Source organism: Flavobacterium sp. (assembly GCF_028712645.1).
GTDB lineage: Bacteria > Bacteroidota > Bacteroidia > Flavobacteriales > Flavobacteriaceae > Flavobacterium.
The window spans coordinates 1-12,024 of the sequence record NZ_JAQTPQ010000101.1 but is presented as its reverse complement, the minus strand read 5'-3'; the positions used below and the strand labels follow the sequence as shown (position 1 = coordinate 12,024).

At 33.9% G+C, this 12,024-nt stretch carries 12 protein-coding genes; 9 read left to right on the top strand and 3 right to left on the bottom strand.

The features are described from left to right. From PHC28_RS09220 to PHC28_RS09180, 9 genes are all read left to right on the top strand, one after another. Nucleotides 1–784: patatin-like phospholipase family protein (locus PHC28_RS09220; protein WP_300099085.1), on the top strand; the 784-nt coding region annotated here is incomplete at its 5' end. A 9-nt stretch (nt 785–793) separates the two neighbouring features. Then, nucleotides 794–1,645: a cyclic GMP-AMP synthase DncV-like nucleotidyltransferase gene (locus tag PHC28_RS09215; protein ID WP_300099082.1), complete on the top strand. Its 852-nt coding sequence runs from the start codon at nt 794–796 to the stop codon at nt 1,643–1,645. Between the two features lie 22 nt (nt 1,646–1,667). Beyond that, a complete protein-coding gene (locus PHC28_RS09210) occupies nt 1,668–2,441 on the top strand; it encodes a GGDEF domain-containing protein (protein WP_300099079.1) in 774 nt (257 codons plus the stop codon). Between the two features lie 16 nt (nt 2,442–2,457). Further along, a complete protein-coding gene (locus PHC28_RS09205; RefSeq protein WP_300099076.1) occupies nt 2,458–5,682 on the top strand; it encodes a type I restriction endonuclease subunit R in 3,225 nt (1,074 codons plus the stop codon). Continuing rightward, nucleotides 5,682–6,392: a M48 family metallopeptidase gene (locus PHC28_RS09200; protein ID WP_300099073.1), complete on the top strand. Its 711-nt coding sequence runs from the start codon at nt 5,682–5,684 to the stop codon at nt 6,390–6,392. The genes PHC28_RS09205 and PHC28_RS09200 overlap by 1 nt, the downstream gene beginning before the upstream one ends. Nucleotides 6,393–7,664: 1,272 nt before the next feature. After that, nucleotides 7,665–8,420: a hypothetical protein gene (locus PHC28_RS09195; RefSeq protein ID WP_269684998.1), complete on the top strand. Its 756-nt coding sequence runs from the start codon at nt 7,665–7,667 to the stop codon at nt 8,418–8,420. Nucleotide 8,421: 1 nt separating this feature from the next. Continuing rightward, nucleotides 8,422–8,817 (top strand): DUF5675 family protein, encoded by a 396-nt coding sequence (locus tag PHC28_RS09190; RefSeq protein WP_269684997.1) that lies wholly within the window; start codon nt 8,422–8,424, stop codon nt 8,815–8,817. A gap of 37 nt (nt 8,818–8,854) precedes the next feature. Beyond that, the gene (locus PHC28_RS09185) at nt 8,855–9,088 is read left to right on the top strand and encodes a hypothetical protein (RefSeq protein ID WP_269684996.1); all 234 of its coding nucleotides are present in this window, start codon (nt 8,855–8,857) and stop codon (nt 9,086–9,088) included. Then, entirely contained in the window at nt 9,078–9,254 is a 177-nt protein-coding gene (locus PHC28_RS09180) for a hypothetical protein (RefSeq protein ID WP_269684995.1), read from the top strand. The genes PHC28_RS09185 and PHC28_RS09180 overlap by 11 nt, the downstream gene beginning before the upstream one ends. Before the next feature lie 70 nt (nt 9,255–9,324). Here the strand turns inward: PHC28_RS09180 and PHC28_RS09175 are convergent, their stop codons facing one another. The 3 genes from PHC28_RS09175 to PHC28_RS09165 all read right to left on the bottom strand — a co-directional run. Further along, nucleotides 9,325–9,504, bottom strand: a complete 180-nt coding sequence (locus PHC28_RS09175) for a hypothetical protein (RefSeq protein ID WP_269684994.1) — start codon at nt 9,502–9,504, stop codon at nt 9,325–9,327. A gap of 27 nt (nt 9,505–9,531) precedes the next feature. Beyond that, nucleotides 9,532–9,954, bottom strand: coding sequence for a hypothetical protein (locus PHC28_RS09170; protein ID WP_269684993.1), 423 nt, complete (start codon nt 9,952–9,954; stop codon nt 9,532–9,534). A 1,497-nt stretch (nt 9,955–11,451) separates the two neighbouring features. Next, the coding region (locus PHC28_RS09165) for an HAD-IC family P-type ATPase (RefSeq protein WP_300099064.1) at nt 11,452–12,024 on the bottom strand (573 nt) is incomplete at its 5' end.

Here is a 12,024-nt window from a genome sequence, read left to right as displayed (position 1 = left end):
ACTTGAAAAATTAATTCAAGAACAATTTAAAGCAGCAAATAATGGTAGTGATCCACGATTAAAGGATTGCAAAAAACCAACTTGTGTCACCATTTATGATCTACAAGAAGGTAGTGCTTCCATATTAAAATCTCAGTACCACGATAATTTTGTTAGAGATTATCATATTCCTGCCTATCAAGCTGCTTTGGCAACAAGTGCAGCACCAACTTATTTTAATCCATATTCAAGCGAATATATTGATTTAAATGGTAATGATAAAAAATTTCATAATAAAGTAGATGGTGGTGTTTTCTGCAATAATCCGACTCTTACAGCAATTATTGAAGTTCAAAAAGCATTTAATAAAAAATTAGAAGATTTATGTGTTTTATCAATTGGAACTGGTCATCAAAAATTCAGTGATGCAGGTATTTTAAAAAATATGTGGTTAGTCTCAAGTTTTTTAAAACTGACTAAGTTTAGACATAAAGAAGATAAGAGAAATAATTATGGAATAATATATTGGATGTTATCTGGAGGGAAAAAGCGGTTAATTGAACTCTTTATGCAAGGGCAATCTCAACAGGTTCAAAATTTAATTAGCCTACTTCAGAATGGTATAGACAAACAAGAAAAACCAAACTTTATTTATCACAGAATTGATACGGAACTTGATGAAACTTGTAAAATAGAAATGGATGAAACAAAAAAATATAAGTTAGATAAATTGGCAGAGAAAGCAACAAGAGAGTTTCAAAAAAATGCTTCCGTCATTCTACAAAATTATTGTAAAACTGCATAAATTTTAAATATGGCTAATACACATCTTAATTTTCTAAACTTTGAGCGGGCAATTTCTTTAACACCAGCTAAAAAACAAAAACTTATTTCGTCAAGAGTGGCACTTCAAAGGAAAATAGTTGATTATTTTAGAGCAATGCCGGGTTTTACTGTGCCAAAATTTTATATTCAAGGTTCTTATAAAATGGAAACAATGGTTATTGGTAAAGATGGTACTTATGATGTTGACCTTGGTGTTTATTTCCTTAAAAAACCTTTTCTTACTCCTGCAACAATAAAAAAACATATTTATAATGCAGTTGAAAAACACACATATAAAGGAGCAGAAAATAAAGATAAATGCGTCAGAGTAATTTATGCTGGCGATTTTGATATTGACTTGCCGGTTTATTATAAGACTATATTTGATATACATCCTTTTTTGGCAACTAAATTGAATTGGATGGAAAGCGATCCAAAAGAATTATGTGATTGGTTCAAAAAAAAGAGGGATAGAAACGGTCAACTAATTCGATTAATTAAATATTTCAAATATTGGGCTAATACAAGAGATAGAAAAATGCCTAGTGGTATAGCTTTCACAGTTTGGGTCTCAAATAATTTTGTTCCTAATATTAGAGATGACATATCTTTCTATGAAACTGCAAAGGCTATCAGAAATTCTTGGTTATGGTCAGTCTACTGTAGAAATCCAACTACTCCAAATGATAATTTAGTTGAAGAATTAAATTCAATTCAAAAAGAGAATTTTAAATCTAGTCTAGACAATTTAATTAATGAAGGATATAGAGCATTGGAAGAAAGAAACTCATTTACAGCTACTCGTATTTGGAGAAATATTTTTGGTTTGAAATTTATTTAATATGTGATTTAAAAAGACACAAATGAAAAAATATATAAAAAGGTCAATCCAAAAATTTAAAGAAGATGCATTCTCTAAATTTATCTATGATTTTTTGAAATGGACTATAGGGCTAACGATTGCATTTAGTATAACAAAATTTATACCTTCAGCTAAATCTGTTGCAGAATTTCTGTTTTCAAAACTTAATATTAATATCTACGAATTTGTCCTTGTTTGCTTGATTATTATCATCGCTAACACTATCGTTTTATATTCAATATTCAAAAAAAAATACAAGGATTTACAAGATGACTATTTCACGGATAAACTTACGGGTTTGAAAAATCAAGCAGCGTTAGAAAAATACCTTAATGCTAAAATTGTTGAATTAAAAAACAATAATTCCAATTGCTCATTAATACTCGTTGATGTTGATAATTTTAAGACTGTCAATGAAAAATACGGGTACAATTTAGCTGATAAAGTAATAAAAAAAATTGGAGGTGTTTTAGGGAATGACAATAGATATACGGATGAAGTGTTTAGATATTTTCAAAAAGGGGATGAATTCATAATCATACTTAATGATACAAGCATTGATGGCGCTATGAAAGCGGCAAACCGTAAAAAAGATTTTATAAGCAAAATTAATTTTGAACTAAATGACAACACAGAGCAGTTTACGGTTTCTTGTGGTGTGACGGAGTTCAATAGGACAAATGATGATTATAAAACAGTTACTGATAGATTAAATAAGGCACTTCTTGAGGCAAAAAAACAACCAAATAAGAATAGTGTTAAAAGTATCATTTAATTAAAATAGCAAGAAAATGCAACTACCATCCTACATAGAAGACCACATTAGTCAAATACCGGCATTGCAATTACTCATAAAAATGGGCTACCAATATGTGTCGCCAGAGGAAGCTTTGGAATTAAGGAGTGGCAGAACTAGTAATGTGTTATTAGAACCTATTCTAAAAAAACAACTCGGAAAAATAAACAGCATCCAATACAAAGACAAAGAGTTTCCTTTTTCCGAAAGCAATATCAATAGTGCTGTTATCGCATTGAGAGATTTACCCATTCAGGATGGTTTTATGAAGGCAAATCAGGCATTTTATGACTTAATAACTTTGGGTAAAAGTTTGGAACAAACCATTCAAAACGATAAAAAAAGTTTCTCTTTTCAATACATCGATTGGAAAAACATTGAAAATAACAGCTTTCACGTCACGGAAGAATATGCGGTTTTGCGCAGCGAAAGAAACGACACCTACCGTCCGGATATTGTATTGTTCGTAAATGGTATTCCAATGGTGGTAATAGAATGCAAAAGCAATGTAATAAAAAAACCGGTGGATGAAGCGATATCTCAGCATTTAAGAAACCAACAAGAAGATGGAATAAGAGGATTATACCAATATTCCAACCTCGTAATGTCATTAGCGGTAAACGAAGCAAGATTTGCCACCACAGCTACACAAAAAGAGTTTTGGAGCGTGTGGAAAGAAATCTTTAGAACCAAAGAAGAAGGTATTCAATATGGGGATGCCATAAGACAACTAAAAAATAGTGAACTGCCTAATACAGAGCGTACAGCTATTTTCAAACAACGATTCAACAATGTGTTACAGTATTTCAATCAACTGGAAAAAGAAGAAATAATCATAACCGAACAGGATAAATTAACATTCAGTTTATGTCAAAAATCAAGACTGCTGGACTTAATATTCAATTATATAGTCTTTGATGATGGGATAAAGAAAATAACGCGATACCAACAATATTTTGCCATCAAGGAAACACTCAAAAGAATCAGTCTGCCTGATGCTAATGGCAAACGAACAGGGGGTGTAATTTGGCACACACAAGGAAGTGGAAAATCACTGACAATGGTAATGTTGGCACAATTAATTGCAACCCAAAAAACAATAAAAAACCCAAAAATCATTCTGGTTACCGACAGGATTGATTTAAACACGCAAATCACGGAAACATTCCAAAAATGCCACGTCGATGTCATAGAAGCGGTAACAGGAAAAGATTTAGTAGATCTTATCAATAGTCCAAAAGATGCCGTAATTACAACGCTGATACACAAATTTGAAGCAGCCATAAACCAGGCTAAAGAAGGGTTTACTTCTCCTAATATTTTCGTGTTGATTGACGAAGGACACCGCAGCCAATACGGTACGTTTAATGTGAAAATGCAAAAGGTTTTCCCTAATGCTTGTTTTGTTGCATTCACGGGTACACCATTAATGAAGAAAGAAAAAAGTACCGCTAATAAATTCGGAGGTATCATTGATGTCTATTCCATAACGGATGCCGTAGAAGACAAAGCAGTGGTGCCTTTATTGTATGAAGGAAGACACAATTTAATTGATGTAAACGAAAAGCCGCTGGATACTTTCTTCGACAAAATTTCCGAACCACTCACCCCTTATGGTAAAGCAGCACTAAAAAGAAAATACAGTTCTACCAATCAACTCAACAAAGCCGATCAGGTGATTTATGCAAGAGCTTGGAATATTAGCGAACATTTTGTCGATAACATTCAAGGCACTGGTTTCAAAGGACAATTAGTAGCTCCCAATAAAACCACAGCTATAAAATACCGGGAATACATAAAAGAAATTGGTAAAGTAAGTTGTGAAGTATTAATTTCTGCACCGGATACGAGAGAGAATTACGAAGATGCTTTTGAAGAAAACGAAGATGTAGTGTTGAAGTTTTACAAAGCAATGATGGATAAATATGGAAAGCAAAAAGTATATGAGAAATCAGTAATCAATGCGTTCAAGAAACAGGAAGACCCAGAAATAATTATTGTAGTGGACAAGCTTTTAACGGGCTTTGACGCACCAAATAATCAAGTGTTATACATTACGCGAAGCCTAAAAGAACACACCTTGCTTCAAGCTATTGCCAGGGTAAATCGAGTGGCGGAAGGAAAAGAATATGGTTTCATTATTGATTACTTCGGTAATCTGGAAAATCTGGACAAAGCACTGGAAACCTATAGTGGTTTGAGTGATTTTGAACACGAAGAATTAACGGGAACACTATTAAACATCAACAAGGAAATAGAGAAATTACCACAAGCGCACAGCGAGTTATGGGACATTTTCAAAACCATCAAGAACAAATACGATGCCGAGGCCTATTCCGAATTATTAAATGATGAGAGTATCAGACATCCATTTTATGAAAAGCTATCTGCTTTTGTACGTTTGTTCAAATTAGCAATGGCATCAATTGAGTTTAACGATATTGAAAACGAAAAAACCATTGACAAATACAAAAAAGATGCTAAATTTTTCTTGCAATTAAGAGTTGATGTGAAGCGAAGATATTTTGACGATTTGGATTTCGCGGCTTTTGAACCACAAGTACAAAAGTTAATAGACAAACACATTACAACAGAAGGTGAAGTCTTAAAAATAACGGAACTGGTAAATATTTTTGATAGAGAAAAAAGAGAAGCCGAAGTAGAAAAAATGACGAGCAAAGCGGCTAAAGCGGACCATATTGCAACACGTACAGAAAAAGCCATTAACGTTAAGATGAATGAAGATCCCATCTTCTATAAAAATTTATCGGTTTTAATCAGGGAAGCCATAAATGATTACCATCAGCACCGCATTGATGAAGCTCTATACTTGAAAAAAGCCAAAGAATACGAAAACCAATTTCTTACCGGAAAACAAAATAATGTTCCAACAAGTATTCGAGAAAAACCTAATGCAGTCGCATTTTATAACCTGATAACTGATATTTTAGAAAACAGTTTCAGTAATACTCCTGAACCAAAAGAAATACAGGCAAGTACAGCACTAGAAGTAGAAGATTGCATCAAGAATATTGTTTATGAAAACGGAACCCTAATTATCGATTGGCAAACCAATACAGAGATTGAGAAAGAATTAAAAAACAATCTGGATGATTTGCTTTTCGAAAAACAACAACAATACGACACCCAATTCTCTTTTGATAAAATTGATGAATTGATTGAAGAAGTAATCAAAATTGCTAAACTCAAATACGTCTAATGCTACATTCAATCCAACAAGTGAATTATGGCAGCAAAAGCATTGAATATAATTTGTCTTTTGCTGCAAGAAAATCATTGGGCATAAAAGTTTTGCCGGATGGTTTGGTAAAAGTTATTGCACCCAATGACACAAGCATAATTGACATCAATAAAAAAGTAAAATCAAAAGCAAATTGGATATTAAAACAACAAGCGTTTTTTTGCACCTATAAACCAAATACACCGGAACGTAAGTATCTCAATGGTGAAACACATTTATATTTGGGAAGACAGTATAAGTTGCAAATCATCGAAGATGCTGTAAATGAAATTAAACTTTATAGAGGTGCGATGATTATGAAAACTAAAAAAACTAGTCCCGAATATTTAGAAAAAAAACTAAACGAATGGTACAAAGAAAAAGCAATCTTTCATTTTGAAGAATTGCTGGATAGTTCTTTAGAAAAATTCAATAAGTATAAAATAGAGAAACCAGTTTTAGAGATAAGATTAATGCAAAAACGTTGGGGCAGTTGTACTAAATCAGGCAAAATAATTCTAAATACAGAATTAATAAAAGCGCCAAAAGGAAGTATTGAATATGTGGTTATTCACGAACTATGTCATTTAATACACCACAATCACAACAAGAAATTCTATGATTTGCAAAACGCATTATCTCCTAATTGGGATAAATGGAAAGAAAAACTAGAACACGCTTTGTCATAACGCATATTTAATAATTATATAAACACGTCGGGTGTAATTCAATTTGTTTAATTTTAACCCCATAGCATAGATTTTATAAACTTTGAAAGAGTTTCACTTTATAAGAGAAAATCATAGCTATGAAACCTAAGAAATGGGCTATCCAAGTCTTTTTTTTTCTATGTTTCTAGCCTACACTGAGTGAAGACGAAGTGTGTTTCAATTTTTTATTTAAGATTAATTGAAAATTTTATTAATTAGTTTGTGTGGAAACTTTAATTATTTACGAAATAGGAAGCAAAATAGCATTCGGGAGTAAATCAGTTGAATTTTTTGTTGAGTAATTTTGTTTATTTTAGAATTAGAATTACCAAACCCAAATATATTATCTAAAAAAATCAAAATTATCCTTTTCTAATCAAATTTTCATCAAAAACTATATATTGATGAAAAGCAATAAAAAACCCGATTCTACATTTTTGGGTGTAAAACCGGGTGTAATTTGTGTAAAATGTTGGTAATCAACATTGTTTGCGGAGAAAGAGGGATTTAATTGCTCATTCTATATTGTTGTTAACCAGAGTGATATAAGTTAAATTATTTTTGGGTAACCGAATTTACCCCCTTTTTAATCGTAATTAATTACATTAAATTGTGAGTAGTAAAAGTACGAATAAAATCTAATAAAACAAGGCGATTTGAATAAAAGAATACTAAAAATTGAACTAGTTGCTTAATACCATTTCTGTTCCGTTTGGATAAAATATTGATTGCTATATTTTTCAAAATTTAACCAAAAATTAAGTGAGCTACTTGTTCATATTTTAATCCCGCATACAAACAAAACTCTTCGATAGTTAAAAACTCATTTTCGAGCTTGTTGAGGTCAGTTTTTACTTTTTGCATTAATCTGGTGCTTTGGCGATAACTCTTGCCTGTTATGCGCTGTATGTCTTTCGGATAGATGCAAACCCTCTGTTTTTCAATTTTCATACACTATCTATGCCTTTGACTAGGCTTTGATTAGCTTAAACTTGCAGGTAAGCAATGTTTAAGGTTATACAAAAGTAACTTTTTTTGAAATATAAATTTCTTCTGCAATTTACATTGGTTTAGGATGCTTTTAAATAGCAATTTATGTCGATTTAAGCCATTTGTGTCACTTTGCGACATATGGAACTGTCCTTGCTTTTTTATTCTGTTTAATTGACTAAAATTTGTTTCGAAATCAATCGGAAGATGTTGCAACAGAAAGATGATTTAGAGCAATTATTAATCTAAATTTTAGAAATTATGGCAAGACAGAAAGGCATAATTAAATTAAAAGGTACTATTGGAGATATTACTTTTTACAAAACCCAAGACGGGCATTTGGCTCGTGAAAAGGGGGGAATCGACGCGAGTAGAATTGCGAGCGATCCAGCATTCCAAAGAACACGTGAGAACGGTTCCGAATTTGGAAGAGCCGGGAAAGCCGGCAAGATTTTGAGGACCTCCTTGAGAGCTTTGCTCTTGAATTCTGCCGATGGCAGAATGGTGAGTAGATTGACTCAAGCGATGGTCAAAGTGATCCAGGCGGACGTAACCAGTTTGAGAGGGTTGAGAAACGTGATTGATGGCGAAGCGGAATTGCTTGCCGGTTTTGAATTCAACATCAGGGGAAAACTGGGCACCAGTTTATTTGCACCATTTGTGGGAGCAATTGACCGTGTGTCTGGCGATATCACTGTTGATATTGATCCATTTATTCCGGCGAATATGATTGCTGCTCCTACAGGAACAACGCATTTTAAAATCATTTCAGCTGGTGCCGAGATTGATTTTGAAGCAGAAACTTTTGTGGAAGCACATTCTGAAACTGCAATCCTTCCTTGGGATGGTGTGGCAACTGTTGTCATTAACCAAGTAAATGCCGTGACTCCAAACAGTACCAAACCATTATTTTTGGCTTTAGGAGTTGAATTTTACCAAGAAGTTAATGGACAAATGTACGCCTTGAAAAACGGTGCTTACAACCCATTGGCATTGGTGCAGGTGAGCGGATTGTAAGATGGTTTTAAGGCTGTCAAGAACTTATTTCCCCGATGGAACAAATGGTAAACTCGAATGCGAGGGTAAATTCATTTGCAATACCATTGAATTGCCTTGGAAGAAAAACGAAACGAAGGTTTCCTGTATTCCGGAAGGGAAATATTTTATAAAAAAGCGATACAGCAAGAAATTTGAATGGCATTTGGAAATTATTAATGTAAAAAACAGAAGCTTAATTCTATTTCATCCAGCAAATAATGCTTTACGAGAATTAAACGGTTGTATTGCTCCAGTAATGAAACTTTCAGGACCAGGTTTAGGTCTTATGTCTCGAAAAGCTTTTGTCCAATTAAAAGCCTTGGTTTATAAAGCTTTGGATAGTAAAGAAAGTGTTGAATTGATTGTTAAATCTTAATTCTCGTTTTCACGGGAATGACAAAAAATATTAAAAAATGAAATTAGTTGAAAGAATAAATGCACCCACACCAAAGTTTTTCAAGATTTTGAGAAGTATTGGTTTGGCTTTGTTGGCCATCAGTGGAACAATTGTGGCAGCACCTATTGTTTTGCCTGTAACGGTGGTAACTGTTGCCGGTTATATGGCAGTGGCAGGTGGGGTTATTTCGGCAGTTAGCCAAATGACAGTAGCTGAAGAAAACCAAAATAAATCGAGAGATGGAGACTAATTTATCCCTCCGAGCTGGAACCGTATCCGGAACATTTTTGAGCATTTTGCCCAATATTCTTTCGGAAGATATTGCAAAAACAATTATCTTAGCGGTCGTGGGAGCCACTGCTAGTTTTATGGTTTCGCTCCTTTTAAAATGGTTGACAAAATCTAAAAATAAATAGTTCGGTTATGATTGGTAACCTTTTCCGGACTAACTAAGAAAGCCAAGTCGTGAGACCTGGCTTTTTTGGTTTAGATTTCTTCGAAGATATTCAAGGTCACTTCTTCGATAACTACTTTTGCATTCGGGCAATATAATCCGTTATATTTTGCGCAGTCAATGGCTTTTGGTCTGCTGTCAAATATTCCGAAAAAGACTCTTGATATTTTACTTTTCCAAATATCGGTTTGGTATAGAATGAACAGTTTCATAGTATAGATCATTTAGGTTAATAAAAATTATTTTCTGCAATAGCGGTACAAAATGGCTTTACGGATGTCATTTATGAGCATCATATCCTCTTTATATTGCTTTTCTTTTTTCTCCAGAAGTTTGAGTGCTGCCACATTTTTTAGATGCTGCTCGTGTTCCACCATCATCAAACTGGCCTGTGGATTGAATTCTTTTTTGAAGTCTAGAAGGCGTAAAAAAGGAATTACTGAACCAATTAAAAACTGGTGCCAGAATTTTGTTTGCCATAAACTATACGCCACAAAAAATAGGTTTTCGCAATCTTCTTCTTTCTCAAAAATGATGACAAAACTATTTGTGAACTGCTCTTTTTGGGGCTTCCCGCTGTTCATACCCCTGTTAAGGACGAATAAATGGGGTTTGTTGTAAAGAGTGTCTTTTCGGTGGGTTTTGATGATAAAATTGGTCATAGCTTCGGATTTAAGGGATGTGCCTCGTTGAACTCGCCACACTTAAAATTTTTAAAAGAAAAAAAAAGAAAAAAAAGAAAGTCATCTCACAAGTGGAGGTTTCAAGAAAAGCAAGTTTTTTCAAGAAAATACTACCCGGCTTTTTACGATAAAGTTGTTCGGAAGTGGGTTTTTGAGTTTAATCAAATGTTGTAGCGAAACGAAAACGTAGGGTGGAGATTTTATTGAAAACCGTAGGCTTGAACTTTCTTTTCTTGAAACTGGAGCTTACCTTTACTTTCTTTTATTTATTTTTTTATTTTCTTTTTGACCGAGGTGTTTCTATTTAAGACAGATTGAAAACGTTAATGAGATAGAAGGGCGTCTTCGGAAAGGGTGTGGATTTTTAAAACAGAAAAAAGAAATATCAAATCCATTCCAATTATTTTTCTGTTTTAAAAATCCACACTCTTTCTTGGACTTGATTTTGTGGGTATTGAAAATCACTTTACGGAGGTTTTTAATTTTATGGTACAGGTTTTCAAGTGATTTTCAATACTTACAAAAACAATGAAAAAATAATACGTAGTGCGTCGGCAGCAGCTCAAAGCAAGTGTGTGGTTTTTTATTTGCTTACTGGGGTGTTTCTGATTGCTTTAGTGGAAAAGCTGGTGCCATAGACTTGAAAGAAAAAAGATGCTTCGGGCTGGTCAGAGTTATATTTAGGAACGGTATGGCATCGGCTTTTCCGCTGAAGCAATTACTGCTTGTTTTCTGGCAAATAAAAAACCACACTCTTGCTGGCTTCTCTTGATTTTGTGGGTGTTGTAAATTGCTTATTCCTATGTCGTGAATGTTAGAAATAGAGTTGATAAGCAATTTGCAACACGCACAAAAACAATGCAAATACTCACCGCTTTAAACATCAAGTTGCTAAAAACAGTGACCGTGAACGTCCTTGAAACTAGGTAGTTCAGTAAAAGTTCTTATGAAATGGCGAACGTTGTTAATGACAGTGGCGAAGGGCGGCTTTTTTTATTGCAGGCCGGTGCGAGGAAGCAATAAAAAAAGCTGTCCTAGAGCCACTGGCTAGCGCGTTGGCCGAGGGGCTGTTTTACATAAATGATATTATAGCTTCATTGCAAAAACCAAAAACCAATATAAAAGCTTTGTAATGAACTATAATACTCAATTATGTAACACAGCTTGGGGAAAAAAATTACTGGCGCGAGTCACGCAGTGTACGTGTTTTTGTCTCAAAAACCGTGACAGTAATTTTTTTTGGAGCGTTGGCAAAGGAGTGGCAACTGAAATGTAAAACGTTCTTTCACCAGTGAACGAAAAAGAATGTTCTCGTTATGATAAATGTAATTAGTGAAATGAAGCAAACAAAGACTTGAGTTTAGGAATACTTGGACTAAATGAAAGTTTTGTGCAGCTGAATGAGATAATGATTAAGAAAAAAAAAAGACATCTGCCTTTTAAAACAAACGTCTTTTCTAAAATATATAATTAACTTTAAAACTTCGTTTGTTGTATTCTAACCGCATTTAAAATTGCCAACAATGCCACACCCACATCGGCAAAAACGGCTTCCCACATTGTGGCTAATCCTCCTGCACCGAGTACCAAAACAATTGCTTTTACGGTAAATGCCAAGCTAATATTTTGCCAGACGATCTGTTTTGTTTTTCTACCAATATTTATGGCTGTATATATTTTATAAGGTTGGTCGTTTTGAATTACGATGTCGGCTGTTTCAATTGTTGCATCACTTCCTAAACCACCCATTGCAATTCCTGCATCAGCTAGGGCAACTACTGGCGCATCGTTTACACCATCGCCAACGAATGCAATTTTTAGGTTTTTTAATTTCAATTCCTCTACTTTTTCCACCTTGTTTTCCGGTAATAAATCGCCATAAGCCTTGTCAATGTTTAATTCTTTTGCCACTGCATCTACAACGGCTTGTTTATCGCCTGAAAGCATTACTGTCTTGATGTTTATTTTGTGCAAACTTTCGATGGCTTCTTTTGCATCTTCTTTAATTTCATCGGCAATTAGAAAGTATCCTGCATATTTTTGATTGAT